The sequence below is a fragment of the Burkholderia stagnalis genome (assembly GCF_039848545.1).
Lineage (GTDB): Bacteria > Pseudomonadota > Gammaproteobacteria > Burkholderiales > Burkholderiaceae > Burkholderia > Burkholderia stagnalis.
Map to the genome: position 1 here is coordinate 25,236 of NZ_CP156686.1, position 26,674 is coordinate 51,909.

Below are 26,674 nucleotides of genomic sequence, written 5' to 3' on the forward strand. Positions count from 1 at the left end.
ACGCTGGTTGCAGGTTCATTGCTTTCCCCTTACCTCGAGGAGCAGCACGATGGGCAACGATTCCGCATCTTCAGGCGGCGTGTATCCGCTGCATCACGGCGATCACAACTCGCACAGCGTGCCGCCGACGGTCAATCCGGTCGCGCTGAGCCACGGGCGCGACCAGCCGTTCTTCGACCCGGTTGCATACGGCAACGGGCCGGACGATTCGGTCACCGACACGACCGAAGCGGCCGCGGTGACGCATCACGCGGTCACGATCGGCGGGCGGCGCATCGCGTACACGGCGACGGCCGGGCATCTCGTGACGGTCGATCCGAGCAGCTCGCTGCCGGCCGCGAAGCTCTTCTACGTCGCGTTCACCGAGGACGGGCAGAAGGAGGAAGCGCGGCCCGTGACGTTTTTCTATAACGGCGGGCCGGGCTCGTCGTCGGTGTTCGTGCTGCTCGGCTCGTTTGCGCCGCGCCGCATCCGCACGTCGATGCCGGGCTTCACGCCGCCCGCGCCGTACCAGATGGAAGACAACCCCGACAGCCTGCTCGACCGCAGCGACCTCGTGTTCATCAACCCGGTCGGCACCGGCTATTCGGCGGCGGTCGCGCCGCACAAGAACCGCGATTTCTGGGGCGTCGACCAGGATGCGGATTCGCTGAAGCAGTTCATCAAGCGCTACCTGACGAAGAACAACCGCTGGAATTCGCCGAAATACCTGTTCGGCGAATCGTACGGCACCGCGCGCAGCTGCGTGCTCGCGTACAAGCTGCACGAGGACGGCGTCGACCTGAACGGCATCACGCTGCAGTCGTCGATCCTCGATTACCGCCAGGCCGGCAACCCGGTCGGCGCGCTGCCGACCGCGGCGGCCGACGCGTGGTATCACAAGCGGCTCGGCGTGTCGCCGGCGCCGACCGATCTCGGCGCGTTCGTCGAGGAGGTCGCGCAGTTCGCGCGCACCGACTACCTGAACGCGTTGCGCACGCTGCCGCACACCGACCAGGCGGTGGTAAAGAAACTCGCGGACTATACGGGCATCGACGCGACGACGCTGCTGTCATGGAGCCTCGATATCGCGGGCTACGACGCGCGCGGCAATTCGCTGTTCCTGACGGCGCTGCTGCGCGCGAACGGGCTCGTGCTCGGCGCGTACGACGGCCGCGTGACGGGCATCGGCACCGGCATCGCGGGCAAGGTCGATCCGAACTCGGGCGGCAACGATCCGACGATGACGGCGGTGTCGGGCGTCTATACGGCGATGTGGAACAGCTATCTGAACGAGCAGCTGAAGTTCACGTCGAACTCGGCGTTCACGGACCTGAACGACCAGGCGTTCCAGAACTGGGATTTCAGTCACATCGATCCGACCGGCGCGCAGCAGGGCGTCGATGCGAAGGGCAACGTGATCCTCTACACGGCGGGCGACCTCGCCGCGGTGATGGCGCTGAACGTGGACCTGAAGGTGCTGTCGGCGAACGGCCTCTACGATTTCGTCACGCCGTTCTACCAGACCGTGATCGACCTGCAGCAGATGCCGCTCGAGGACCAGAAGGTGCGGCAGAACCTGTCGGCGCGCTTCTATCCGTCAGGGCACATGGTGTATCTCGACGGCGGATCGCGCACCGCGCTGAAGCACGACGTCGCGGCGATGTACGACCGGACGGTCGCCGATACCGGCGCGCAGATGCGGATTCGCGCGCTGCAGGCGAGGAAGGCGGCGCACGCGGCGGGCGGCGGGCACGCCTGATTATTCGGGAAGGGCGGCGTGCCGGCGCGTTCGGCCGGCACGCGACGCAGGCCGTCAGCCGCGGCGCTCGGGCCAGTCGAACGGCGTATAGGGCAGCGCGCGCTTGTGCCGCGAGCCGTCGTAGAAGCGCAGCACCGTTTCGTACACCTCGTCGCTGACGGGCTTGCCTTCGAGGAAGTCGTCGATCTCGTCGTAGGTGACGCCGTATGCGTGCTCGTCGGGGCGCAGCGGACGCAGCTCCTCGAGATCGGCGGTCGGCACCTTCATCACGATCGTCTCGTCGCCGCCCAGCGCGCGGGCCACCGCACGCACGCGGCGCTTGCTCAGGCCCGCGAGCGGCAGCACGTCCGCGCCGCCGTCGCCGAATTTCGTGAAGAACCCCATCAGCGATTCGGCCGCGTGATCGGTGCCGATCACGATCCCGCGCCGCGCGCCCGCGACCGCGTACTGCGCGATCATGCGCTCGCGCGCCTTGATGTTGCCGTGCACGAAGTCCTGCTGGGCCGGGTTGTCGAACGCATGGCCGGACGCGGCCAGCGCGCCGAGCATCGCGTCGGCGGCCGGCTTCACGTTGACCGTCAGTTCCTCGTCGGCGCGCACGAACGCGAGCGCGCGCTGCGCATCGGCTTCGTCGTTCTGCACGCCGTTCGGCAAACGCATCGCGATGAAGCGCGCGTCGTAGCCACCCGCCCGCAGGCGTTCGACCGCGAGCTGCGCGAGCCGCCCGGCCGTCGACGAATCGACGCCGCCGCTGATGCCGAGCACGTAGGCCTGCAGGCCGGTCGAGCGCAGGTACTGCGCGAGGAAGTCGACGCGACGCGTGATTTCGGCATCGGCGTCGAAGTGCGGGGCGACGTTCAGTTCGGCAATGATCGCGCGTTGGCGGCTGGCGTAGTCGGCGGCTGTCATGAGGGGCGTTCCGGGACAAAATTCGAGGCACTCATCATAAGCGCAATCGTCGTGCCGTGTCGTGCCGGAACGGGCGATCGACGAGCCTAGCGCCGCGCGAGCACGACGCCGGCCAGCGCGACGGCGAAGCCCGCGAGCTGGATCGCCGCGAGCGTCTCGCCGAACATCAGGTAGCCCTGCAGCGCGGCGAGCGGTGGCGCGAGAAACAGCAGCGACGTCGCGCGTGCGGCATTGCCGCGCCGGAGCATCCACATCAGCATCGTGACCGCGCCGCCGGACAGGAACACGACGCCCCAGACGAGCGACACCCACAATGCGGGCGAGCCGCTCCAGCGCGTTTCGTGGAGCAGCACCGCGAACACGGCCGCGACGAGCGCCGCGCCGAGGTTCTGCACGGCGACCGCGGTGCGCAGGTCGCTTTGCGCGAGCTTGCCCTTCTGGTACAGCGAGCCCGCGGTGATCGCCCCGACCGACAGCACCGACACCGCGACGACGAGCCATGCGGGCGCGGCGCCGGGCGCCGGCGCGACGCCGCCCGCGACCTTCGGCGCGAGCACCAGCGCGACGCCGACGAGGCCGAGCGCCATGCCGAGCCAGCCGCGCGCGGACAGCCGCTCGTTGAACAGCGGCACCGCGAGCACCGCGGTGGCGAGCGGCTGCAATGCGCCGAGCAGCGCCATCACGCCGGCATTCAGCCCTTGCGCGACCGCCCAGTAGCTGGCGCCGAGATACACGCCCTGCAGCAGCGCGCCCGCGATCAGGTGGCGCGGCCATTCGCGGCGGGCCGGCCACGGCGCGCGCGCGGCGAGCGCGACCGCGCCGAACAGCACGGCGGTGCCCGCGAAGCGGGCGAGCAGGAACAGGTTGGGATCGGCGTAGGGCTTGATCGCCCGCGCGACGATGAAGCCGGTGGACCAGAGCGCGACGAAGGCCGCGGCGACAATCGAGGTCAGCATGCAAGGCAGGCCGGCACGCGGCCGGACGGGATCGTGAAGTCCGGCAGTATCCGGCGGCGCGGCGCCGGCGTCTTGTCGAATCCTGCACTCGGCCGCGCGGCGCCCGGCGCGGGCGCGCCGGGATCAGTCGACGGAGAAGGTGTCGAGCGGCTGGTTCGCGCTGGTCTCGGTCGCGAAGCGCGCGGCGAGCTGCTGATGCAGGCGCCGGGCCTCGTCGAGCGTGAGGTCGATCCAGAACGGATCGCCGGCGGCGTCGTTGAGTCGTTCGGGCGGAAACTGGATTTCGAGCACTACGCCTTTGCGATACATCGCTCAAGCTCCCTGGATGGTCTGTCGTTCGGCGAAACGCAAAGTGTAGCAACCCTGCGCCGCGCCGATTCCCGCGCTGCCGACAATTCAGAATTTCGTGGCGTGGGGCGGCCGCCCGGCATACACGCGGTCGTCAAATGGTCGTACTACAATGGCGCGCTACCCATTCACTGGCGCCCCGGGCGCGTCGCGCGATGCTGGCGGAACAACGTCACCAATTCATTCTGTCGGAACTCGGAAGGTCGGGCGCGCTGTCGGTGGCGGAGCTCGTGCGTTCGCTCGACGTGTCGCGCGAGACGGTGCGGCGCGACCTGAACGCGCTGGCCGCGCGCGGCCTGCTCGTGATGACGCACGGCGGCGCGCTGGCCGCCGACCGCCGCGAGCCGAGCCTGTCCGAACGCGAGGCGGCGAACGCCGAAGCGAAGCGCGTGATCGGGCGGCACGCGGCCGAGTTCGTGCCGGACGGCGCGTCGGTGCTGATCGATTCCGGCAGCACGCCGCACGCGGTGGCGCTCGCGCTGGCCGACCGGCACCGGCTGGCGGTCTACACGAACGACTGGCGCACGGCCTTCGTGCTCGCGCGCCGCAACGGCAACCGCGTGACGCTGCTCGGTGGCGAGCTGTCCGACGACGAGGACGCGACGTTCGGCCTCGACACGATCCAGCAGCTTGCGCAATACCACGTCGATTTCGCGTTCGTCGGCGCGGGCGGCATCACGGCCGACGGCGAATTCACCGACTATTCACGGCTTGCGGCCGAAGTGCGCAGCCGCATGATCGCCGCGGCCGCAACGGTGGCCGTCGTCGCCGATCACTCGAAGTTCGGCCGCGTGACGCCCGTGCGGATCAACGGCACCGAAGCGGTGCGCTATCTCGTGACCGAGCGCACGCCGGACAAGGCGGTGCGCCGCGCATTGAACGCGCGCGGCATCGAGCTGCTGGTGTGCGGCTGACATCCGATGCGCGCCCGCGTGGCGCGAACAGTCATTGCGTGGCGGGGAGCCTGGAGAACTGACGGCGGTTACTCGGCGACGTAGCGCAGCACGGCTTCGACGATCGTGTCGCGATGCCGCGCGCGCAGGCGCGGTGCCGACGGGTCGCGGCCGAACGCGGCGCCGAACGTGTAGCGGTTCGACACGCGATGGAAGCAAAACGAACTGATCAGCAGGTGCAGGTCGAATGCGTCGATGTCCTGGCGGAACGCGCCGCTCGCCGCGCCGCGCTCGAGCAATTCCTCGAGCGTCTTGATGATGCTGACGTTGCGGTTCTTGAACGACTTCAGCTGTTCGAGATACTTCGCGCCGTGGATGTTCTCGATCGACACGAGACGGACGAAATCGCGGTGCTTGTCGTGGTAGTCGAACGTGAACTCGACGAGCCGGCGCATGCCTTCGAGCGGCTCCATGTCGCCGACGTGCAATTCCTGCTCGAGCGCGCGGATGTCGCCGTACACCTTCTCCAGCACGGCCTCGTACAGGCCTTCCTTGCTTTCGAAGTAGTAATAGAGCATCCGCTTGGTCGTGTTGGTGCGCTCGGCGATCGCGTCGACGCGCGCACCGGCGAGCCCCATCGCGGAAAATTCCTGCGTGGCGACGTCGAGGATGTTGCGCTTGGTTTGCTCGGGATCGTATTTGCGCCGCGCATCGGACGGCAGCGCGCGGTTGTCGGACGTGGCGGCCTTGCTTCCTGTTTTCATGTGACGTTATTGTGGCTACGCGGCGACTTGGACGGGGCATTCTAGCATGTGGAAAATTCCCGTTTTGGGACCTTTCGTTCTAGTTCGTATACGCGTCGCCGTGCCCCGCGAGCCGCCGCGCGGGCGCTTAGTGGCGGTATGCCGCGAGCGCGTCCCGGGCCTGGTACGCGGTATACGTGAGCTGCGCGGCGGCGAGGCCCGCGAGGCCGAACGTGCGGGTCAGGCCGAACGCCGCGAAGCCGTCCGGCACCGGCCGCTCGCCGGCCAGCGCGGCGGCGAGCGTTTCGCCCGCGACCGTGGTCGGCGCCATGCCGTGGCCGCCGAACGCGATCGCGTGCCAGACGCCGTCGGCGTCGCGGCCGATCTGCGGCATCTTGTGCCGCGCGTAGCTCATCAGCCCGCCCCATGCGTATTCGACCTTGACGTCCGCGAGTTGCGGATACACGCGCACGAGGTCGCGCTTGAGCAGGCGCGCGATCGCGTCCGGGCCGCGGTCGAGCACCGAGATCCGGCCGCCCCACAGGATCCGCGTGTCCTGCAGCGGACGGTAGTAGTCGAACGCGAAGCGCGTGTCGTAGATTGCATACGGCGCGTCGATCGCATCGGGGAGGCGCGCGCCGAGCGGTTCGGTCGCGATCACGTAGGTCGCGATCGGCAGTACCGCGCGCTCGATGCGCGGCGACACGCCGCGTGCATAGCCGCCGCACGCGAACACGACGTCCTTCGCGCGCACCGTGCCGTGCGGCGTGCGCACGGCGTAGCCGGCGCCGTCGCGCGCGATGCCAAGCGCGGGCGACTGCTCGAAAATCTGCGCGCCGCCGTTCGCCGCGGCCGCGGCGACGCCGAGCACGTACTTCAGCGGATGGAAGTGGAACGCGTTCGGTTCGTACAGGCCGCCGTGGTAGCGCGAGGTCTTCAGCCGGGCGCGCAGCGCGTCGGTGGCGACCGGCTCCCAGTCGACGTCGAATTCGCTTTTCATCAGCGTGCGCAGGCTGGCGAGCCGCGACGGATCGTCGAACCAATTTGCGAGCATCACGCCGCGGTCGACGATGTCGCAATCGATGCCGTAGCGCGCAATGCGCGCGCGGATCAGGTCGACTGCGTCGACGGTCAGCCGGTACAGGCGGCGGCCTTCGTCGCGGCCGAGCGTGCGCAGCAGGTCCGCATTGTCGAGGCTGTAGCCGCCGAACACGAAGCCGCCGTTGCGGCCCGACGCGCCGTAGCCGACGCGTTCGCCGTCGAGCACGACGACATCGCGCACGCCGCGCTCGACGAGGCCGAGCGCGGTGCACAGCCCGGCGAGGCCGCCGCCGACGATGCAGACCTGCGTGTCGACGGTGCCGGTCAGTTGCGGATAGGGCTGGCGGGTAACGGTGGCTTCGTAGAAATTCTGCATGCGATTCTGATTCTGTAACGGGTGAACAGCGGAAAACCATGCGGCGCGCGTCGATCTTGCCTGAACGCGCGCGCCGCGTCGAATGCGGGTGGGGCGGCGCCGGCCGCCGTCTTCATATGGCCGCCGGCGCGGGGCCGGGTCATGCGCCCGGCGTCGGGTTCGCGGGGCCGGCGACATAGACCGGGTAGACGGGGCTGGCGGCGGGCGCCGGCTCGGGTGCCGCATTGCGCTCGACCCACGGCGCGATCTCCATGTCCTCGTAGCGCACGAGCCGGCATTTGCGCACGAGCGCATAGCCGAGCCAGATCGCCAGGAAGAACGGCAGGCCGATGTAGGTCGCGGCCACGCCGGTCCAGTCGATCTTGTTCGCGAGGAACGCCTGATAATCCTGGCCGAGCGCGACGATCAGGCACAGCGCGAACGCGAACAGCGGGCCGAACGGAAACCACTTCGCCCGGTACGGCAACTGCTCGAGCCGGTAGCCCTGCTTCAGGAAACCCTTGCGGAACCGGTAGTGGCTGACCGCGATGCCGAGCCACGTGATGAAGCCGGCCATGCCCGACGTGTTCAGCAGCCACAGGTATACGGTTTTGTCGCCGTAGAGCGAGGTGAGGAAGCACAGCGCGCCGACCGCCGTCGTCGCATACAACGCGTTGCGCGGCACGCCGCCCGGCGACAGCTTCGCGAACAGTTTCGGCGCGCGGCCTTCGGTCGCGAGGTTGTACAGCATCCGCGTGGACGCATACATGCCCGAGTTGCCGGCCGACAGCACCGCGGTCAGGATCACCGCGTTCATCACGCCGGCCGCGAACGCGAGGCCCGCGTGACGGAACACCAGCGTGAACGGGCTCACGCCGATGTCGGTCACGTCGCTTTTCAGCAGGTTCGGGTCGGTGTACGGAATCAGCACGCCGATCACGACGATCGCGAACACGTAGAACAGCAGGATCCGCCAGAAGATCTGCTTCACCGCGAGCGGGATCGTCGTGCGCGGGTTTTCCGATTCGCCGGCCGCGACGCCGATCATCTCGGTGCCCTGGAACGAGAAGCCCGCGATCATCGCGACGCCGAGCATCGTGGCCCAGCCGCCCGCGAACGGCGCGTCGCCGATCGTGAAGTTGCCCCAGCCGGCGCTCGGGCCGCCCTGCATGATGCCGAAGATCATCAGCAGGCCGACGCCGACGAACGCGACCACGGTCAGCACCTTGATCAGCGCGAACCAGTATTCGGCTTCACCAAAGCCGCGCACCGACAGCGCGTTGAGCGCGAAGATCAGCGCGAGGAACAATGCGCTCCACCAGACGCCCGGCACATGCGGGAACCAGTAGTGCATCACGAGCTGCGCGGCGACCAGCTCGACCGCGAGTGTCACGGCCCAGCTGTACCAGTAGTTCCAGCCGAGCGCGAAGCCGAAGCCTTCGTCGACGAATTTCGCGCCGTAGGTCGCGAACGAGCCCGACACCGGCATGAACGCCGCCATCTCGCCGAGGCTCGTCATCAGGAAATAGACCATCAGGCCGATCACCATGTACGCGACGATCGCGCCGCCGGGGCCGGCCTGCGAGATCGATGCGCCGGACGCAACGAACAGGCCGGTGCCGATCGAGCCGCCGATCGCGATCATGCGCAGGTGGCGCGCCTGCAGCGCGCGGTGGAGATGGGGCTTCGGGGCACGCGAGCCGGACGGCGGCGCGGAATCGGGGTGGGAATCTGGGCGCATGGGTGTTGGGCGCTGTCTCCGGGATTGTTTTCGGGAAACGAAGCGCGGCACGTCCGCCCGTCGCCTGCTGGCGGCGGCGACAGCGCGCAGTGCGCGGGGGAGCCCGGCCGATGTGCGCGTCGTCTTCGTCTGAGGTCCGGCCGAGCCCTGTAAGGCGGGGCTTCACGACCGTCGCTGCGCCGGGTGCTGTGCCGCACGCCTTGACGCCGATCAGATTGTGTGGGGTCGAAGCGTCGTCAGCAAACGACATTTTCGAACTAGTTGATGCGCGTTCGTCATCAAGTAACGCCGAATCGCGAAGTGCGCGGCGGGTGTGTGCCTGGCCGCCAGCCAAGGCCCGGGACCCGTCCCAACGTGGGTCTGGAAAGGGCGGACTGGACCTCGTCGTGTGATGCGTTTTCGGAATGAAGTCGTGAGTTAATATCAATAGCCGACCGACTTGTGGCCATCGACAATGCTGCTCATGGAATCGTGCGCCGTGAGGCGAGGGCATGCGCAGCGGCCCGCCGGGGCGCGCATCCGCTTGCACATGGCGCGCGAACGCGCTCCAATCGAAACACGCGGGCGGCCTTGCCGCCGCACCGATCAATCTGTCCCTGAAGAGGAAGTGATGCAATTCAACGACATTCTTGCCGCGCTCGACATCGATCTCGCCCAGTGGAAAGGCAATGCGCTGACCGCGCGTTCGCCGCTCGACGGCGCGACGCTCGCGACGCTGGCCGTTGACGGCCCTGCCGACGCCGAGCGCAAGATCGACGCCGCGCACGAGGCATTCCTCAAGTGGCGCACGGTGCCCGCGCCGGTTCGCGGCGAACTGGTGCGCGTGTTCGGCAACGTGCTGCGCGAGCACAAGGCCGCGCTCGGCCACCTTGTCACGCTGGAGGCCGGCAAGATCACGTCGGAAGGCCTCGGCGAAGTGCAGGAAATGATCGACATCTGCGATTTCGCGGTCGGCCTGTCGCGCCAGCTGTACGGCCTGACGATCGCGTCCGAGCGCCCGGGCCATCGGATGATGGAGACGTGGCACCCGATCGGCGTGTGCGGCGTGATTTCGGCGTTCAACTTCCCGGTCGCGGTGTGGGCGTGGAATGCGGCGCTCGCGTTCGTGTGCGGCGATCCGGTCGTGTGGAAGCCGTCGGAGAAGACGCCGCTCACCGCGATCGCCTGCCATGTGCTGCTCGGCAAGGCGCTGCGCGAGTTCGACAAGACGCATCCGGGCGTGGCGCCGGAAGGCCTGAGCCAGCTCGTGCTCGGCATGCGCGATGTCGGCGAGGTGCTGACGTCGTCGAAGAAGGTGCCGGTGGTCAGCGCGACGGGCAGCGTGCGGATGGGCCAGGAGGTCGCGAAGGTGCTGAGCCAGCGCCTCGCGCGCGGCATCCTCGAACTCGGCGGCAACAACGGGATGATCGTCGCGCCGAGCGCGGATCTCGATCTCGTCGTGCGTGCCGTCACCTTCGCCGCGGTCGGCACGGCCGGCCAGCGCTGCACGACGCTGCGCCGCCTGATCGTGCATCGCAGCGTGGTCGACCAGCTGCTGCCGCGCCTCGAGAAGGCGTATGCGTCGGTGAAGGTGGGCAGCCCGCTGGAAGCGGGCACGCTGGTGGGCCCGCTGGTCGATCGCGCGTCGTTCGATGCGATGCAGAAGGCGCTCGGCGATGCGCGCGAGCAGGGCGGCGAGGTGAAGGGCGGCGAGCGCGTCGACGTCGGTCACGCGGATGCGTACTACGTGCGTCCGGCGATCGTACGGATGCCGAAGCAGACGGCGGTGGTCGAGCGCGAGACGTTCGCGCCGATCCTGTACGTGATGGTGTACGACGACTTCGCGGACGCGATCGACGTGCACAACGCGGTGCCGCAGGGCCTGTCGTCGGCGATCTTCACGAACGACATCCGCGAGGCCGAGCAGTTCATGTCGGCGGCGGGCAGCGATTGCGGGATCGTCAACGTGAACATCGGCACGAGCGGCGCGGAAATCGGCGGTGCGTTCGGCGGCGAGAAGGAAACGGGCGGCGGGCGCGAGTCGGGTTCGGATGCGTGGAAGGCGTATATGCGTCGTGCGACGAATACGATCAACTACAGCCGGGAGCTGCCGCTGGCGCAGGGGGTGAAGTTCGACGTGTGATGCGGAATAACGGTTGTTTGGTCGCGTGTGTGCTGGAAGTACGACGCGACTGAACATACATTGCTTTTGTTTTAGCGACAAAGCCGGCCATGAGCCGGCTTTGTCGTTTCTGAAGGGATGTGATGGGCTGGTGGATATAACCGAGCTGATGACGTTGAATCGAGTGACATAGTTCGGATTTATCCGCGTGCCATCGTGTAGTTATATTCACTTCGGTAATTGGGGCGGTGAATGGAAGAAGGAAGGCTGATAAGACAAGTACGGATTTCGATTGAATATATCGTAAGTGTATGAAAATTAAGGTGATGCTTGTTTTCTTTCAATTCTTTCGATATCTTCATGGTGCTGTGCGTCGGCTGGACGAGGTGTAGCAGATAACGAATTTTTCATGTATTTCGAATTATAAAATTAGGAATGCGTATGATGGAAGGGCGCAAACCGAAATTGGGGGTGTCGATGCGGACAGTGAGCCGGAAGAATTCATGGCTCGCGTAATGCGCCTGCTTGGAAAGCAGGTCATGAATGTCGACTCGATTCGCGAGTCAAGTTGACGGGGTTCGCAATATCAAAAAAGCAATGGGAATAAATTGGCGAATCTCGTGGGCGACGCGATTCGGATTTGTCGCTTCAGTTCAAAAATTCTGATATTGAATATCGCCGGTGCAATTATTGCTCGGTTCGCGCCGGAAGATGCACTGCTGAGGTGGCGTGTTATGGAGGAAGTTGTAACCGGTGTCGGGAAGAGTATTTCCTTTGCCGCCCGGCGCTGTTGAGAAGTCGAAATTTATCGGTATTGCGGCACTGTATTTTGCGCTCATGTTGGTGATTTGTATTTCTCTAAGTTTCGATTGAGTTTGATTGTATTTGCCAGCTGCTTCTCGTTGGGGGGCGTGCTCCGACGTGATTTGCTTATGAATTGCGACGACTCGTTTGGGGGGCATGTAAATCGAGATGGGGAGTTTCATGTGAAAAATATTGTGCTGGTTATGGTTGGTGGCTTGCTTTCGGCGTGCGCGATTACGTCTGTTGATGAATTTCCAGTCCGGACGCCACGGCAGTTTTTGATTGATGTCAAGGCTGTCGTGGATTCTGGTGACTTGGGAAATGTTGATTTCGTTGCGAGTCGGCTGAGGATTGACTACCGACTCGATGCGAAGGAGGTAGTCTACGATAAGAGCGGAAAATTGATTGAGGGGTACGGTGTTGAGGTGAGGCGCATTGCATCCTCTAAAGAATACGAGAGGCATGGTAATTTTAATTATCGAATATTCAAGCCGGAAAATAGTGATTTTTATAGGGCTGGTCTATCATTCCCGATAGACGTTGGTGTGATATGTGTCACGCCATATGATTTGATTGATGTGCTTGGTGTTGTTGAGAAATATCCGATTGCTCATTGGACTTGGTGGGCATACATGTACGAAAGTAAGGGTGTGAATTCTAGGGCAAATTTTTCGATTGACCGTGGTGGCTGTGTTCATCAAATTAATATTTCAATGAATCGCGAGAGAGGGTGATGCATATGATGAAAATAACTGGGTGTGAGGAACCGTATGAGCTTGGGAGTGGAGATGGATGAAAGGCGTGAGCCGAAATGGAGGCGGGGGGCGGTAGGCAGGAGCAAAGCGATGATTTGCATTGTTTGCCGGATCATGGGAGATGGAGTGAAAATAATATCGATTCCCGAGCGAAGTTGCTAGATAAGCCGCTGTCGTCAGTAGGGAAAGCCGATGAGGTTGAATGTCGAAGTCTCATTGGTTGGATGACCGCGCTTTACAGATTTAGTCCAGCCATTCTGGCACTGTATGCCGCCGGAGCATTGATTGCCTGGTTTGCACCGGAGGACGCGCTGGTGCGTTGGCCATTTCTGAATGTGGTCGTAATCAATGTCGGAAAAATATTTCCGCTACTTCACAATGCTGTTGAGAAATCGAAATTCCCTGATGTCACGGCACTCTATTTTGCACTCATGCTTGCGGCATTTCCGTTTAGGTTGATAGTGGGGTGCCGTCTTTTCTATGCGGGGCAGGCCACGGCGAAAGAGGTATATGGAAAATTGTCGTTGAGGGAAAGGCTCAAGGTGATTTTCATGGTTCCAATTTTGTTTTTTTGTAGTGTTTTTCTTTTGATTGAAGGGTATTACTACGAGCTGAACTTCATCGCGATCAGCGGTTCGCGTTTGCGGCTCGGTTTGGTGGGGCCTTTGTTTGCTGGCGGGGCGCAGATTATTTGTATTTCTCTAAGTTTTGGTTGGATTCGATTCTATTTGTCCAATTGGAAGAAGGAAGGCTGACAAGACAAGTACGGATTTCGATTGAATATATCGTAAATGTATGAAAATTCAGGTGATGCTTGTTTTCTTTCAATTCTTTCGATATCGTCATGGCGTTGTGTGTATCGGTTGAGTGAGGTGCGGTTGGTAATTGATTTTCGTGGAGTTTCGTAAGGAATGCATATGAGGTGAGGGCCGGGGCCGAAACGGGTGGTTGTAACGATGCCAATAGTGAGCCGGAAGAGATCATGGCTCGCGCATCGCGCCCGCTTGGAAAGCAGGCCGTGAATATCGGCTCGATTTGCGAGTCAAGTCGATAAGGCTGACGATTTTAAAAAACAAAACTAACAAGAATGAATCGACAAGTCCCGGCATATCTTTGGTGCGATTATTGCGTGGTTCGCGCCGGAAGATACGTTGCTGCGTTGGTCTAGTGTGGAAGTGGTTGTAACGGGGGTTGGAAAAGTATTTCCTTTGCGGACCAGCGCTGCCGAAAAGTCGAAATTTCCGGGCGTCCCTGCACTGTATTGTGTGCTTATGCTGACTGCCTTTCTCGGACGTTATATGCATTTCTGCAGGCTCCGGTTTGATTTGGTTATTCTTGATCAATGTCTTTTTCGATGAAATGACAATGAGATGTGACTCGATACGCAAGCCGTCGCCTGTGGCGCGACATAGGTGGAATAAATGAAGGTGGATCTGTGAGGGAAGAGATTGCCTATCTTTAGATTGCGATTATCGATCCGGTGTGAGTGTTGTGATTATTCAAATTGTGTGTGGTGAGATGATTTTGTGTGGTTTTTTTGAGTGTCTATTCTTTGTGTGAGCTGATGTAATTTGGGGGGGGGTGGCTTGTCGACCTTGCTAAGATATTATCGTCATTGCCCGATGATGTTGTTGTTGCATATCGTGGGTGCATTAATTGCATGGGGTGCTCCAATAGACGTGCTGGGGCGATATCCCGCGCTGAGGAGTTTTGTATCGTGTCTCGGTGAAATTTTCCCGGTGGTGAATTCTGCTGCAGAAAAATCTACTTCTCCGGAAGTCACGGGGCTGTATTTCTCGGTCATGTATATGTCAATGCCGTTGAGGGTATTTGATGGGGTGAGATTTGCATATTTTGAGCGCAATTACACGCTTGGGAGGATAAGGGCGTCGATGCGGGGCAGGATTGGAGTTTTAATTTCCGTTTCGTTTATGTTTTGTTTTGGGGTTGTTGCGCTGGCTTTGGGGAGGCCATATTACGAAATAAATGTCTTGCCAATTTCGCAGTCGAGATTTCTGCTTGGGTTGGTTGGCCCGATATTTGCTGGAGGTATGGAGGCTTTTGGTATATCGGTGGGTCTGGTGTGGACCTATATTTTCTTTTCATGGATATGCTCGAAATTGAGAGGGTAAGCGATGGCATGGTATGAACTTGACGAATGGAATGCGCTTGGCTCCGCAGGCGAAGGTATCAAGGTAGCCTTGGAAAAGGCTGCCGCTCTAATGAGGCAAGCCAGTGCCGATGCCGTAAAGCTTGCTGTCGATGCCAGAGTTCGGGCCGAGTTCGCCAAAATGATGGCGAAACACCTGGATGAAAGTCGCCATGCAGCACTGATGGCAGTGAATAGCGTTGATATTCGATATCTTGATGGTATTGAATCTTCTCGGCGAATGGTGTGATTCGTTGTTTTGATTTTATAGCATGTAGAAATATTATTTGGGTATCGATATGAGGGGGAGGCGTGAGTCAAGGTGGCATGCTTGTGCCGACGAGCGAGAAAAGGCTAAGCCGCATTGTGGGCCGCTGTTGACAGAGGGGGGCGATGAAAAAGGGATACAGAATTTTTTTGATTTTTTGATCGAATTCTATCGTCGGAGTCCGGTGCTCATGGTGTTGCATCTGGCGGGTACGCTGATTGCATGGTTTGCACCGGATGATGCACTGACGCGTTGGCCTGCACTGAAGATAATTGTGACCGGCGTTGGGGAAATATTTCCGCTGGTCCCTAAGGCAATCGAAAAATCTCTGTTTCCGGATGTAACGGCACTCTATTTCACTCTGATGTTGTCCGCGACGCCTCTCAGGATTTTCGAGGCGCTTCGCCTTTGTTACGCGGAGAGGGATAGGATAATTCTCGGATACTTGGGTTATTCCTGGAAAAGGAAAGTCTTGGCGTTTCTGGTTGCATTTATATTTTTATCGGGAAGCGTGTTTTTTTTGATTTTTCATGGTCAATATTTTGATTGGAATTTTGTGTCGGTTGCGCAATCGAAATTATGGCTCGGAATGGTTGGGCCATTGTTTGCCGGCGGATATTTGATTATTTGCTTTGTCGCAGGTGTTGTGGCGATGCTTTCTTTGTCGTGCTGCGTATTTATTGTTGATAGAGGGTAAGGCATGGCTTGGTATGATCTCGATGAATGGAGCGCGTTGGGTGCATCTGGCGAGGGAGTGAAAGTAGCCTTGCAAAAAATTGCTGCCCAATTGGAGGGGATCGCAGAAAGTTCCGCAAAGTTGTCCGCCGACGCGGCGGCCCGAACTGAATATGCTCGAACCATGTGGAAAAATCTCGACGAGCTAAGTGTTGGTGCAATCAAAGCACTCGATAGCGGTGATCGCCGCAATAGTTTTTGAATGATGTCAAGGTTGTTGTGGATACAGGCAGCCTGGAGAATGTCGAATTTGTTTCAAGGTGGCTAAGAATCGATTATCGGCGCGGTATAGAGGAGCCGGTCTGCGACGAGAGTGGTAAATCCATTGAGGGGTATGGGATCGATGTGATGCGCCGTGCATCATCTAAAGAATATTTTCAAGAGGGTGGCTTTTATTACGGTGTCTACCAATCTAAGGATCGTGATTTTTATAGGGTTGGTATTTCGTTGCCGATAGATTCCGGTGTGATTTGTGCTATGCCTTATGACTTACTCCGGGTGTTAGGTAATGTTGATCGATATTCAGTTGCGCATGGGACTCGGTGGGGATACGTGCGCGACAACAGAAGCGTAAAGACTCGAGTTGTTTTTGGTATCGGTGATGATGGTTGTCTTTCTCAAATTGGCATTTCAAAAAATCGCGAGTGGAGGTGATTTATACGGTATCGATAATCGGCGGTGAGAAAGTGTTTCGCGTAAGGAACGCTTTGTATGCGGGTCGAGATAATCCGCCATGTATGCTCGATGAAGCGGGGTTTTGGGGTATGTATCTACACTACAGGATTGGTTATGAAAAATAGTCTCTCTATAGTCGGAGTGGGGTGATTTTAAGGGGTGGGACATGAGCCGATTCATGATGAGAGGCGGAATATTTGCTTTGCTTATGGTGTCGGCATGCGTATCGTTGTCGACTGATGAAATGCCGGTGCGTACTCAGCAGAACTTTCTTAGAGATATAAGAAATGTCGTCGATGGAAATGATCTGACTGATGTTGCTGTCGTAGGCAAGAAATTGCACATTGATTTTGTGGTGAAGGACGAAGAGGAGATTCATAAAGGCGATTCGCCGGTGGTTTCGGGATATCGAAAGGAATTGAATGTGGGTCATCAATCGCGGGAGTACGGGGCAGCGACGGGATCGGGCTATGTCATTTTTTTTCCGAGTGATGGGGCGCCAACGAGGGTCTTGATAAGTTTGTCGTTGAATGAAAATGTGCTGTGCGTGACGAGAGCTGATCTATTTGATGTTTTCGGGGCAGTTCACGGATTTAAGTTAATTGATGGTGGTGAAGAGTACGTTTATCCTCCTAGAGATAATCTGATTGTGAGGGCGTATTTTAGATTTCTGTATAACGGGTGTCTTTATAGGATCGGTCTTAATCAGGGGATTGTGAGGAGGTAGTGGTATGCGTCTTATAACCGGAAATGAAAAAATGTTCGGCGACCTGAAAATGGGTCGAGAGGCAATCGATTTGATTAATCAGAGCAATACTCTTGTGAGGCAATTGCTGAAATATGAATCTGATGTGAATGGGGGCTTGTAGAGGCTATTAAGACCTCTGATGTGGAACGCGGGGTATTCTGGAGTTCAGGTAGGAGGGAAATTGTTTTTGGGGTGTATGGGAATGGAACGTACGAACAGCTTGATCCTCGAGTGTTTGTCGGCGTTCTTAGTCGAACCTGAACAATCCTGGACCGCTTATGCAGAAAGGCTGTGGGCCGAAAACGGTGTTGTTGGATTTGCAGGAAGCGGGCATATTGACGCGTGAATCCTGCAAATCCTGACGAGGTGTGGATGGGTCCGAAGACGCCGGTGACAGAGGGAGATTTCTTTCGCCAACCGCTGCGCGAGCAGATCAATTTGAAGCATCCGTTGATTCGCCTGGCTGATCTGATCGACTGGGATCGGTTGAGCGGGGCGATGAGCGCGAGTTTCGCGTCGTCCCGTGGTCGACCGGCAACGTCGCCGCGTTTGATCGCAGGGCTGCTGTACTTGCAACACGCGTTCGACCTATCGGATGAAGAGGTCGTCTGGCAATGGCTGGAGAATCCGTGCTGGCAAGTGTTCTCCGGCGAGACGTACTTGCAGACGAAGCCGCCGATCGATCCGTCGAGCCTGACGCGCTGGCGTAAGCGCCTGGGCGAAGCCGGCGTCGAAGAACTGTTGGCCGAGACGATCGAAGCGGCCAAACGCGCAAAGGTCATCAAGACTTCGAGCGTGAAGCGGGTGATCGTCGATACGACGGTGATGGAAAAGGCGATTGCGCATCCGACCGATTCGCGCCTGCTCGAACGCTGCCGGGAACATCTGGTGAAGGCTGCGGCCCAGCACGGGCTGAAGCTGCGGCAGAACTACAACCGCGAAGCACCGCGTCTGGCGGGCCAGATCGGACGCTATGCGCATGCGAAGCAGTACAAGCGGATGAAGAAAGCACTGCGCACTTTGCGTTCGCGAGTGGGGCGCGTGATGCGTGACGTCGAGCGGCAACTGGACGGCGTTGCTCAGCAAAGTCGAGCGGCGTTGGAAGACTTGATCAGCCGCACGAAGCGGATTCTCACGCAGAAGCAGAAGGACAAAAACAAGCTGTATGCGCTGCACGCGACAGAAGTCGAGTGCCTAGCGAAAGGCAAAGCGCGCAAGCCGTATGAATTCGGTGTAAAGGTTTCGATCACTACGACGCACAAGGAAGGTCTGGTAGTCGGAGCTCGTTCGATGCCGGGCAATCCCTACGATGGGCACACGCTGGCCGAAGCGTTGGAGCAGGCGGCGATCTTGAGCGACGTTCAGCCCGAGATTGCCATCGTCGAGCGCGGCTACAAGGGCGTCGCGGTCGATGGTGTGAAGGTCTACCACCCGGGCTTGCGACGCGGTATCACGCGCGGCCTGCGAGCAATGATCCGGCGTCGCAGCGCGATCGAGCCAGCCATCGGGCACATGAAGGCCGACGGCAAGCTCGATCGAAATTGGCTCAAGGGTACGCTGGGCGATGCGATTCATGCGGTGCTGTGCGGCGCCGGTCACAACCTGCGAATGATCCTGCGCAAGCTGCGGCTTTTTTACACCCTGATTCTCGTCGCTTTGCTCAGCTTCCAAACCGCTGCACAGTCGGTGGCGTAGCTTCATCTGCGCGGCAAAACGAATTGTTCAGGGCTGACTTCTTAGTCATGAAATCGGGCACTATATCAATGATGCGCGGGATCAAGCGATAGAGCAGAATTACGCATTCAGGATGCGAAATGATTTCGACTTGGCAGCGATAGTTGGTGTCACAAAAGAAGCCAAAGCGGCCTATAACAACTGGAAAATTGCGCGAGAAATTGTCGGAAAAGGCGGGCCATTGATCTCTGTGATCGGAGATCGCCCTGATCATATCTCCGTACCCGGTTACGACATCTACAGCATGCTCACCAAAATCCATGACGCAAACGTCGGAAAGATGTCTGCAGATTTGCTGGAGCAGGTGATGATCGAGGTCGCGGGAAGCTATCTGGCGCAAGCGCGCCCAGGGGCGAATCCGGACGTAAATTATTACCAGTCCTATGGCCCTGCGTACGGTGCATCGCCCAAGCGCCTCTCCCATGCTCCCGTAACGAGCGTGAATTACTCATTAGATTTTTCGACTGGTCTGGTAAATTCCGCCACTTTGGTGTTTTCAACAGGCGCACGGCAAACCAACCAATACGAGAGTGGCCTGTTGAATGTCGCGACCCTATACGGCGCAAACGGCCAGATTATCGAATACGCGCGATATGCGGCAAACGGCATCAAGACTCAGGAAACCATCTACGATGCCGATGGAAAGATCACGATCACCAAAACCGACACCAACGGCGACGGCATCTTCGACCACATCAAAACCGAGGCCCGCATCGGCGACGGCGCCAGCGTAGTCGGCGAAGACATCAACGGCGACGGCATCACCGACCGCAATTTCGTGGTGAACAACGGCCAGCGATACGACCTGTCGAACGCGCGCGACGCGATTTTCGCGGACAGCTTGCTGTCGCGGTATCGCACAGCGGGCTTGTTGAGCGGCACGAGTTACCTGGACCTGAGCCAGATCATCTCCAAAACGCTGACCTACGGCGGAAGAAACGACTACGGCTTCACGATGCCGAATGGCTGGTACAACCCGATCGGCGCCTTCTACGAAGCGAAAAGCGCCGCACTGGACACTGCAGCATCCATTGCCGAAAAGACCCCCGTACTGCTCGACGCCAACCGGTGGGGATTAAGCGTGAACGCGCTGCGGTCGCGTGACGCGAACCGTGACGGCAAGCTGTCCGGCGCGGAACTGGACGGGCTGCAAGTCTGGGTCGATGCGAACGAGGATGGTATCGGCGACGCCCGTGAATTCAGAACCCTGGCGCAGGCCGGCATCGCCGAAATCCGGGCGGTCGACTACGACGTCATCACGCGCGGCAACCACCGCCATGCATCGGCGCCGGCTGCAGCGCCTGCGAAACACTGGGAGGCAGCGCAGCCCGGTCGAATGTACCTTGCGCCAGCCGTCCCGTTCTCGAACTATCGCACGCTGCGCGACACTGAAAAACTGTACTGGATCAATGGCAGCGACTTCATCTTTTTCGGCCCGAATCAGATCAAGGTCCATAACAACAACCGCTCCTGTCTCGTCGGGACCGATGGAAACGACGTATTCGATGCGAACTACTACGCGTCGTACGGGCATTGGATCAACAGCAGCCTGCTCGTGAATTTCCTCGCTGGCGGCGGCGACGACGTGATGGGCGGCAGCAACCGCAACGACAATCTGTGGGGCGGAACCGGCAACGACACCCTGTTCGGCTATGAGGGCGACGACAGGCTGTACGGCGAAGAAGGCAATGACGAACTCAACGGTGGCGCCGGCAACGACGTGCTTGACGGTGGCATCGGAAACGACAAGCTGTTCGGTCAGGCCGGCAACGACATCATGAACGGCGGCGATGGCGACGACATCATGATGGGCTTTACCGCAGCGAACGAAAGCAAGCAGACGCTTGCGCCGGGCGAGACGGACGATGACGTCATGTACGGCGGCTTCGGCAACGACCGGATGTGGGGCGGCCCCGGCAACGACTACATGGATGGCGGCGACGGGGCGGATCTCGTCTGCGGCGGCCACGGGAACGACACGGTGTTCGGGGGCGCGGGCAATGATGAATTGCACGGCGATGAAGGCAACGACAGGCTTCTCGGCGAGGCCGGCCATGACAGGATCTTCGGCGAGGCTGGCGACGACGTGATCTGGGGCGGCGATGGCGACGACGTTCTGGTCGGCTTCACAGCAAGCAACGACGCGAAGCAGTGGCTCGCATACGGTGAATCCGACAATGACACGCTGTATGGCGGTAACGGAAACGATTCGATGTACGGCGGACTCGGCAACGACTATCTCGACGGCGGTAACGACGATGATTTCCTCGACGGCGGAGACGGTGACGACAGACTCTTCGGCGGCGCGGGCAACGACGAGTTGAATGGTGGAAACGGCCACGATGTACTTTCCGGCGAATCGGGCAACGACAAGATCTTCGGCGGCGCGGGCAACGACACGATCTGGGGCGGAGACGGCGACGACATTCTTGTCGGCTTTACCGCTAGCAATGAGGCGAAACAGTCTCTGGCCGCGTGGGAAACCGATGACGACACGATCTACGGCGGGGCCGGAAACGATCTGATCATGGGCGGGCTCGGCAACGATCTGCTCTACGGTGAAGCCGGCAACGACGAACTTCAGGGCGGGGACGGCAACGACCGGCTATACGGCGGCGATGGCAATGACCGTCTTTTCGGCCAAGTCGGGAACGACATTCTGTATGGCGGTGCAGGTGACGATCTCCTGGTGGGTTTCACCGCCCACAACGAGGGGAAGCGGACACTCGGTCCCGGCGAGTCCGACGACGATTATCTTTATGGCGGCGACGGCAGGGATACGCTGCTCGGCGGTCTGGGAGACGATTACCTCGACGGCGGCGCGGGCGCGGATCACATGGAAGGCGGGCAGGGGAACGACACCTATATCGTCAACAGCGTCAACGACGTGATTCTCGAGTTTGCGAACGAGGGTTACGACACGGTGATCAGCAGCGCGAACTACATCCTCAATGCCAACCTGGAAGAATTGCGCCTCGTCGAAGGGTTCAACATCAACGGCACGGGCAATGCACTCGACAACCGGATCGTCGGCAACAGTGCGGACAACATCCTCGACGGGGTCACCGGCGCCGACACGATGATCGGCGGAAAAGGCAACGATACCTACTACGTGGACAACGTCGGCGACCGGGTTGTGGAACTGGCGGGCGAAGGTATCGACACGGTACAGAGCAAGATCAGCTATGCACTGGGAGACCATGTCGAAAACCTGAACCTGCTGGACTTCGGCAAACCGGAGAAAGGCCTCGTCGATGGCGCGCCCGTACTCGTATATGGCTATCCGAAGGCGAACGAGCTGGATTACATGCAGGGTGACGCGGTTCCGACGTTCCAGGGAACCTGTGCGCTGACGTCGATCGCCAACCTGCTCACGCAGATCGGAACGCCGACCACCGAGGGAGAGGTAGTCCGGCGCGCGATCGACAACCAATGGACCGTCACGAGCCCGGCCGCGACGGACTACCAGCGAGGCGGGTCGAATTACATTCAGCAACAGGCGCTGCTCAAGAGCTATGGCATTGCGAACAATCTGCTTGCCGGTTACGACGAGCATGCGATCGCGAATCTGGTTCGCAGCGGCCGAGGCGTGATTCTCGCGTTGAATGCGGGCCGGCTCTGGGCAGATGGCGCATATCTCGACAACGGCGGCGTCAATCACGTCGTCACGGTGACGGGAGCGGTATATGGAGAGGCCGACGGTGCTCTGATGGGTTTCTATATCGCAGATTCCGGCCGCCAGAGCATCAGCGACATGACCCGCTACTTGAGCATTCAGGATTTCAGATCGGCAGCAAACGTACCGAATGCATATGCAATCTACACCGCCGAGGCACTGAAACTGTGGAACGAGGACATCGATGGCACCGGCAATGCACTCGACAACATGATCATCGGCAACCGAGGCAACAACGTGCTCGATGGCGGCGCAGGCAATGACATTCTGGTGGGTGGGTTGGGCAACGACATGTACCGTTTTGGTCGTGGGTCGGGACGCGACACGATTCGGGAAGACGACGATACGCTCGGCAACAGCGACGTGATTCGGGTCGGCGGTGGCGTATCCGCGGACCAATTATGGTTCCGTCACGTCGGCAACGATCTCGAGATCAGCATTCTGGGCACCGGCGATAGAGCCACGGTCCAGGACTGGTACCTGGGTTCTCGGTATCAGGTCGAGCAGATCCGGACGGACGATGGCCGAACGCTCGTCAATTCGGATGTCGAGAAACTGGTGCAGGCCATGGCGGCCTGGGCGCCACCTGCAACCGGTGCCGTGACGCTGTCGTCGGAACAGCAGGCAGCCCTCGCGCCGACGCTGGCTGCGAACTGGCGATAACGCCCGTCGTCGGAAGTTGTTCCGCCCGGTCGGGCATCAGGCCCGGCCGGGCGGCGTATTTCCCATCCGCATCACACTCCTTGTCCTGTCTTTCTTCCCCTATGGATAGCCCTATCCCGCCGTCCGCTGCTTCGCGCGCGACGCAGGAGGCCGATTCCGGCCTTGCCGTCGTGCTGGCGATGGCAAGCCTGCACGGCATCGCCGCCGACGAAGCCGCATTGCGGCATGAATTTGGTTTCGGCAGCTTCGATACTCAGACGATACTGCGAGCCGCCCGTTCGCTTGGCATGACGGCAAGGACCGTTCGACAAGACCCGGAACGGCTCGAACGGGCGCCGCTGCCGGCGGTCGCGCAGGCGAAAGGCGATGGCGGTTACTTCCTGATCGGGCAGTACCAGGCTGGCGACGGTACGCGTTCACCCCGGGTACTGGTTCAATACCCGGGCGAGGCCCCGGCGGTATTGACGCGAGAGCGGCTGCTCGAAATCTGGACCGGTGAACTCGTCTACTTCACGAGCAAGAGCAGTATTGCCGGTACGCTCGCGCGCTTCGATTTCAGCTGGTTCGTTCCGGCAATCGTGACCTACCGAAAGCTGCTCGGCGAAGTGCTCGTGATTTCGCTGGTGCTGCAACTGATCGATCTCGCCACGCCGCTGTTTTTCCAGGTGGTGATGGACAAGGTGCTGGTCAACCACGCGATGAAGACATTGAACGTGATCGCGGTCGGCCTCATTGGTGCGACGTTGTTCGAAGCGGCGCTTTCCGGGATTCGGACCTGGGTCTTCGCGCACACCAGCAGCAAGATCGACGTCGAACTCGGTGCGCGGCTGTTCCGCCATTTGCTGGCGTTGCCGCTGGCCTGGTTCCAGGCGCGCCGCGTCGGCGATTCGGTGGCGCGCATTCGCGAGCTGGAGAATATTCGTGCCTTCCTCACCGGCAATGCCGTAACCCTGGTGATGGACCTGGCCTTTTCGGTTGTTTTCCTGGGCGTAATGCTCTGGTACAGCGCGTGGCTCACGCTGATCGTCGTCGTCTCGATCCCGCTTTATGTCCTGCTGTCCGTCGTATTTACGCCGATCATCCGGAGGCGTCTGAACGAGAAGTTCAACAAGGGTGCCGAGAATCAGTCGTTCCTCGTCGAAACCATCAGCGGTATCGATACGGTCAAGGCGATGGCGCTCGAGCCGAGATGGACGGACAGGTGGGACCGGCAACTGGCTGCCTACGTGAGTGCGGCGCTGTCGGCGACCAATGTCGCGACCATTGCGAGCGGCGGCGTGATGCTGGTCAGCAAACTGGTGACGGCGGCGATCATGTGGATTGGCGCGACGCTCGTCATCGACAACAGATTGACCGTCGGGGAGCTCGTCGCGTTCAACATGCTGGCCGGACAGGTATCCAGTCCGATCCTGCGCCTGGCGCAGCTATGGAACGATTTCCAGCAGGTCGGGATTTCGATGGGCCGGCTCGGAGACATCCTGAATGCGCCGCCCGAAGCGGCCGGCAAAAAGACGCGACTGCCGCGTCTCGAAGGTGCGATCGAATTCGACCAGGTATCGTTTCGCTATCGACCGGACGCGAGCGATGTGATCCGGCAGATCTCCGTCAGGATCGCGGCGGGCGAAGTGATCGGCATCGTGGGCCGCTCGGGGTCGGGCAAGAGCACGCTGACGAAACTGGTGCAGCGCCTCTACGTGCCGGATCGCGGCCGGGTGCTGGTCGACGGTCATGACATCGCCGTAATCGATACGGCGAGCCTGCGGCAGCAGATCGGCGTCGTGCTTCAGGAGAACACGCTGTTCAACCGCTCGGTACGGGACAACATCGCGCTGGCCCGGCCGACTGCGTCGATCGATGCGGTAATCGACGCAGCGAAACTGGCCGGCGCACACGAATTCATCTGCGAACTTCCGGAAGGTTACGACACAGTGGTCGGCGAGCATGGCACGGGGCTCTCGGGCGGACAGCGTCAGCGCATCGCGATCGCACGTGCGTTGATGACGGACCCGCGCATCCTGATCTTCGACGAAGCGACGAGCGCGCTCGACTACGAGTCCGAGGCGGTCATTCAAGCCAATATGCGTCGCATTTGCGAGCGGCGCACGGTACTGATCATTGCGCATCGGCTCTCGGCGGTGCGCGACGCGGACCGAATTCTCGTGATGGAACGCGGACAGATCGTGGAGAGCGGCACGCACGACGCGTTGCTGCGTACGCAGGGAGGCATTTACGCACGCCTGCACGCATTGCAGCAGGACGGATGTGCAGTCTCGGGAGCATGTGCATGAGTGTGCGACAACGGGTAAAGGCGTGGTGCGAACTGTACGAACGCTACCGGGATGTCTGGCTCCACTGCTGGCGACGACGTCACAGGATGACGCTGCCGACATTCGAAGCGCACGAGGCCGAATTCCTGCCGGCAGCCCTGGCCGTCCGGGCTGCGCCCGTGTCGCCGATGGGACGATGGGTCGCGCGCATCCTCATGCTGCTGGTTGCAACGCTTGTCGCTTGGGCGTGCCTGGGCAAGATCGACATCATCGTCAATGGCAGCGGCAAGATCATCCCGTCCTCGCGCACCAAGACACTGGCGGTGGTGGAGGTGGCGAGCGTGCGGGCGCTGCACGTGCGCGACGGCCAGACGGTGAAGGCCGGCGACGCGCTGATCGATCTCGATACGCGCGTCATCGACGCGGAGCGGCAGAAGGCGGACGGCGATCGGTTGAACGCGGCGTTGCAGGTTGCGCGGGCTCGGGCCTTGATCGACGCGATCGAAACGGGGCGACCGCCCCGCCTTTCCGGTATCGAAGGGGTGCCGTCTGAGCGTCTGCGTGAAGCCGAGCGTCACCTGATGGATCAGTGGCGTGATTTTGTCGCGCGGCGTGATCGGTTCGATGGCGAAATTCGTCGCTACAGTCAAGCGCTCCCGCTCGCCGCACGTCGGGCGAGGGACTACGCCGAACTCCTGAAAACGCGCGATGTTGCCGAACACGCGTGGATCGAGGCGGAGCAGCAGCGCATCGACATCGAAGGGCAACTGGCTGATGCGCGCCACCAGCGCGCGGCGTTGGTGGCCGAAACGCGCAGAAATGCACAGGACGCGCAGCACGACGCTCAGCGAGTCGCGGACGCGTCCACACAGGACGTGCGCCGAGCAAAGGCGCACGGCGAGCTGTTGCAACTGACCGCGCCAGTCGACGGTACCGTGCAGCAGCTTGCGGTGCATACCGTTGGCACAGCGGTGCCGGCCGCGCAGCCGCTGATGCAGATCGTGCCTCTGGCGAGCGCGGTGGAAATGGAGGCGTTCATCGAAAACCGCGACGTGGGCTTCATCAAGGAAGGGCAGCCGGCAAGCGTGAAGATCGATGCGTTCGAGTACACGAAGTACGGGACCGTGCCGGCGACCGTCAGTCATGTATCGCGCGATGCGATCGAAGACGAGAAGAAAGGGTTGATCTATGCGGTCAAGGTGACACTCGATCGCGCCACGCTGCTCGTGGATGGCCGCGAAGTCAGGCTGTCTCCCGGGATGTCGGGCAGCGTCGAGATCAAGACCGGTACGCGCCGGGTGATCGAATACGTGCTTTCGCCGCTGCTGCAGCACGGCCGGGAGAGTTTGCGTGAGCGCTAGAATCTTGCGCT

At 60.6% G+C, this 26,674-nt stretch carries 22 protein-coding genes; 15 read left to right on the plus strand and 7 right to left on the minus strand.

Translation table 11 applies throughout. The features are described 5' to 3' along the window. Positions 1 to 49 precede the first annotated feature (49 nt). A complete protein-coding gene (locus tag ABFO07_RS17135) occupies positions 50 to 1,741 on the plus strand; it encodes a S10 family peptidase (protein WP_059563130.1) in 1,692 nt (563 codons plus the stop codon). Between the two features lie 54 nt (positions 1,742 to 1,795). On the opposite strand, the gene nadE is transcribed toward ABFO07_RS17135, so the two are convergent. The 3 genes from nadE to ABFO07_RS17150 all read right to left on the minus strand — a co-directional run bounded on the left by nadE (position 1,796) and on the right by ABFO07_RS17150 (position 3,915). Further along, a complete protein-coding gene (gene nadE / locus ABFO07_RS17140; protein WP_059563131.1) occupies positions 1,796 to 2,650 on the minus strand; it encodes an ammonia-dependent NAD(+) synthetase in 855 nt (284 codons plus the stop codon). An 86-nt stretch (positions 2,651 to 2,736) separates the two neighbouring features. Next, entirely contained in the window at positions 2,737 to 3,606 is an 870-nt protein-coding gene (locus ABFO07_RS17145) for a DMT family transporter (protein WP_059885224.1), read from the minus strand. A gap of 123 nt (positions 3,607 to 3,729) precedes the next feature. Continuing rightward, entirely contained in the window at positions 3,730 to 3,915 is a 186-nt protein-coding gene (locus ABFO07_RS17150) for a hypothetical protein (protein WP_017331233.1), read from the minus strand. Positions 3,916 to 4,109: 194 nt separating this feature from the next. Here ABFO07_RS17150 and ABFO07_RS17155 point away from each other — a divergent pair, with 194 nt between their 5' ends. Beyond that, on the plus strand, positions 4,110 to 4,868 hold the full coding sequence (locus ABFO07_RS17155; RefSeq protein WP_059907278.1) for a DeoR/GlpR family DNA-binding transcription regulator: 759 nt from the start codon (positions 4,110 to 4,112) through the stop codon (positions 4,866 to 4,868). Between the two features lie 68 nt (positions 4,869 to 4,936). On the opposite strand, the gene ABFO07_RS17160 is transcribed toward ABFO07_RS17155, so the two are convergent. From ABFO07_RS17160 to ABFO07_RS17170, 3 genes are all read right to left on the minus strand, one after another. Further along, a complete protein-coding gene (locus tag ABFO07_RS17160; RefSeq protein WP_059563133.1) occupies positions 4,937 to 5,611 on the minus strand; it encodes a TetR family transcriptional regulator in 675 nt (224 codons plus the stop codon). A gap of 127 nt (positions 5,612 to 5,738) precedes the next feature. Further along, positions 5,739 to 7,007: an NAD(P)/FAD-dependent oxidoreductase gene (locus ABFO07_RS17165; RefSeq protein ID WP_124483485.1), complete on the minus strand. Its 1,269-nt coding sequence runs from the start codon at positions 7,005 to 7,007 to the stop codon at positions 5,739 to 5,741. A gap of 139 nt (positions 7,008 to 7,146) precedes the next feature. Next, on the minus strand, positions 7,147 to 8,727 hold the full coding sequence (locus ABFO07_RS17170; protein WP_059885227.1) for an amino acid permease: 1,581 nt from the start codon (positions 8,725 to 8,727) through the stop codon (positions 7,147 to 7,149). A gap of 610 nt (positions 8,728 to 9,337) precedes the next feature. On the opposite strand from ABFO07_RS17170, the gene amaB reads away from it, so the two are divergent. Then, positions 9,338 to 10,849 carry an L-piperidine-6-carboxylate dehydrogenase gene (gene amaB / locus ABFO07_RS17175; RefSeq protein WP_059893237.1) on the plus strand — a complete coding sequence of 504 codons (1,512 nt, stop codon included), beginning with the start codon at positions 9,338 to 9,340 and terminating at the stop codon, positions 10,847 to 10,849. 632 nt (positions 10,850 to 11,481) lie between these two features. Here the strand turns inward: amaB and ABFO07_RS17180 are convergent. Further along, a complete protein-coding gene (locus ABFO07_RS17180; protein WP_124491838.1) occupies positions 11,482 to 11,814 on the minus strand; it encodes a hypothetical protein in 333 nt (110 codons plus the stop codon). On the opposite strand from ABFO07_RS17180, the gene ABFO07_RS17185 reads away from it, so the two are divergent. The 12 genes from ABFO07_RS17185 (at position 11,815) to ABFO07_RS17240 (ending at position 26,663) form a co-directional block, all read left to right on the plus strand. Beyond that, positions 11,815 to 12,366, plus strand: coding sequence for a hypothetical protein (locus tag ABFO07_RS17185; RefSeq protein WP_124491837.1), 552 nt, complete (start codon positions 11,815 to 11,817; stop codon positions 12,364 to 12,366). A gap of 77 nt (positions 12,367 to 12,443) precedes the next feature. After that, a complete protein-coding gene (locus ABFO07_RS17190; protein WP_260427166.1) occupies positions 12,444 to 13,142 on the plus strand; it encodes a hypothetical protein in 699 nt (232 codons plus the stop codon). 867 nt (positions 13,143 to 14,009) lie between these two features. Continuing rightward, positions 14,010 to 14,519, plus strand: coding sequence for a hypothetical protein (locus ABFO07_RS17195; RefSeq protein ID WP_124491836.1), 510 nt, complete (start codon positions 14,010 to 14,012; stop codon positions 14,517 to 14,519). A gap of 3 nt (positions 14,520 to 14,522) precedes the next feature. Beyond that, complete coding sequence (locus tag ABFO07_RS17200; RefSeq protein ID WP_124491835.1) at positions 14,523 to 14,786, plus strand: hypothetical protein; 264 nt, start codon at positions 14,523 to 14,525, stop codon at positions 14,784 to 14,786. Between the two features lie 208 nt (positions 14,787 to 14,994). After that, positions 14,995 to 15,501, plus strand: a complete 507-nt coding sequence (locus tag ABFO07_RS17205; RefSeq protein ID WP_347469323.1) for a hypothetical protein — start codon at positions 14,995 to 14,997, stop codon at positions 15,499 to 15,501. Positions 15,502 to 15,504: 3 nt separating this feature from the next. Then, positions 15,505 to 15,741, plus strand: a complete 237-nt coding sequence (locus ABFO07_RS17210) for a hypothetical protein (RefSeq protein ID WP_124491833.1) — start codon at positions 15,505 to 15,507, stop codon at positions 15,739 to 15,741. Next, entirely contained in the window at positions 15,738 to 16,193 is a 456-nt protein-coding gene (locus ABFO07_RS17215) for a hypothetical protein (protein ID WP_124491832.1), read from the plus strand. The genes ABFO07_RS17210 and ABFO07_RS17215 overlap by 4 nt, the downstream gene beginning before the upstream one ends. Positions 16,194 to 16,380: 187 nt before the next feature. Next, positions 16,381 to 16,941, plus strand: a complete 561-nt coding sequence (locus ABFO07_RS17220; RefSeq protein ID WP_124491831.1) for a hypothetical protein — start codon at positions 16,381 to 16,383, stop codon at positions 16,939 to 16,941. 393 nt (positions 16,942 to 17,334) lie between these two features. Continuing rightward, a complete protein-coding gene (locus ABFO07_RS17225; RefSeq protein WP_347469324.1) occupies positions 17,335 to 18,657 on the plus strand; it encodes an IS5 family transposase in 1,323 nt (440 codons plus the stop codon). A 112-nt stretch (positions 18,658 to 18,769) separates the two neighbouring features. Next, positions 18,770 to 23,035 (plus strand): calcium-binding protein, encoded by a 4,266-nt coding sequence (locus ABFO07_RS17230; RefSeq protein WP_347469325.1) that lies wholly within the window; start codon positions 18,770 to 18,772, stop codon positions 23,033 to 23,035. Positions 23,036 to 23,136: 101 nt separating this feature from the next. After that, positions 23,137 to 25,323: a type I secretion system permease/ATPase gene (locus ABFO07_RS17235; RefSeq protein ID WP_347469326.1), complete on the plus strand. Its 2,187-nt coding sequence runs from the start codon at positions 23,137 to 23,139 to the stop codon at positions 25,321 to 25,323. After that, entirely contained in the window at positions 25,320 to 26,663 is a 1,344-nt protein-coding gene (locus ABFO07_RS17240) for an HlyD family type I secretion periplasmic adaptor subunit (RefSeq protein ID WP_347469327.1), read from the plus strand. Before ABFO07_RS17235 ends, ABFO07_RS17240 begins: the two co-directional genes overlap by 4 nt. Positions 26,664 to 26,674: the final 11 nt, after the last annotated feature.

Coding starts and splice junctions, on each gene's coding strand:
- ABFO07_RS17205 (WP_347469323.1), top strand. CDS start 14,995: ATGGTGTTGCATCTGGCGGGTACGCTGATTGCATGGTTTGCACCGGAT.
- ABFO07_RS17180 (WP_124491838.1), bottom strand. CDS start 11,814: ATGAAACTCCCCATCTCGATTTACATGCCCCCCAAACGAGTCGTCGCA.
- ABFO07_RS17210 (WP_124491833.1), top strand. CDS start 15,505: ATGGCTTGGTATGATCTCGATGAATGGAGCGCGTTGGGTGCATCTGGC.
- ABFO07_RS17240 (WP_347469327.1), top strand. CDS start 25,320: ATGAGTGTGCGACAACGGGTAAAGGCGTGGTGCGAACTGTACGAACGC.
- amaB (WP_059893237.1), top strand. CDS start 9,338: ATGCAATTCAACGACATTCTTGCCGCGCTCGACATCGATCTCGCCCAG.
- ABFO07_RS17155 (WP_059907278.1), top strand. CDS start 4,110: ATGCTGGCGGAACAACGTCACCAATTCATTCTGTCGGAACTCGGAAGG.
- ABFO07_RS17170 (WP_059885227.1), bottom strand. CDS start 8,727: ATGCGCCCAGATTCCCACCCCGATTCCGCGCCGCCGTCCGGCTCGCGT.
- ABFO07_RS17150 (WP_017331233.1), bottom strand. CDS start 3,915: ATGTATCGCAAAGGCGTAGTGCTCGAAATCCAGTTTCCGCCCGAACGA.
- ABFO07_RS17145 (WP_059885224.1), bottom strand. CDS start 3,606: ATGCTGACCTCGATTGTCGCCGCGGCCTTCGTCGCGCTCTGGTCCACC.
- ABFO07_RS17160 (WP_059563133.1), bottom strand. CDS start 5,611: ATGAAAACAGGAAGCAAGGCCGCCACGTCCGACAACCGCGCGCTGCCG.
- ABFO07_RS17235 (WP_347469326.1), top strand. CDS start 23,137: ATGGATAGCCCTATCCCGCCGTCCGCTGCTTCGCGCGCGACGCAGGAG.
- ABFO07_RS17200 (WP_124491835.1), top strand. CDS start 14,523: ATGGCATGGTATGAACTTGACGAATGGAATGCGCTTGGCTCCGCAGGC.
- ABFO07_RS17135 (WP_059563130.1), top strand. CDS start 50: ATGGGCAACGATTCCGCATCTTCAGGCGGCGTGTATCCGCTGCATCAC.
- ABFO07_RS17225 (WP_347469324.1), top strand. CDS start 17,335: ATGGGTCCGAAGACGCCGGTGACAGAGGGAGATTTCTTTCGCCAACCG.
- ABFO07_RS17220 (WP_124491831.1), top strand. CDS start 16,381: ATGAGCCGATTCATGATGAGAGGCGGAATATTTGCTTTGCTTATGGTG.
- ABFO07_RS17190 (WP_260427166.1), top strand. CDS start 12,444: ATGGAGGCGGGGGGCGGTAGGCAGGAGCAAAGCGATGATTTGCATTGT.
- ABFO07_RS17195 (WP_124491836.1), top strand. CDS start 14,010: ATGATGTTGTTGTTGCATATCGTGGGTGCATTAATTGCATGGGGTGCT.
- ABFO07_RS17165 (WP_124483485.1), bottom strand. CDS start 7,007: ATGCAGAATTTCTACGAAGCCACCGTTACCCGCCAGCCCTATCCGCAA.
- nadE (WP_059563131.1), bottom strand. CDS start 2,650: ATGACAGCCGCCGACTACGCCAGCCGCCAACGCGCGATCATTGCCGAA.
- ABFO07_RS17230 (WP_347469325.1), top strand. CDS start 18,770: ATGCGAAATGATTTCGACTTGGCAGCGATAGTTGGTGTCACAAAAGAA.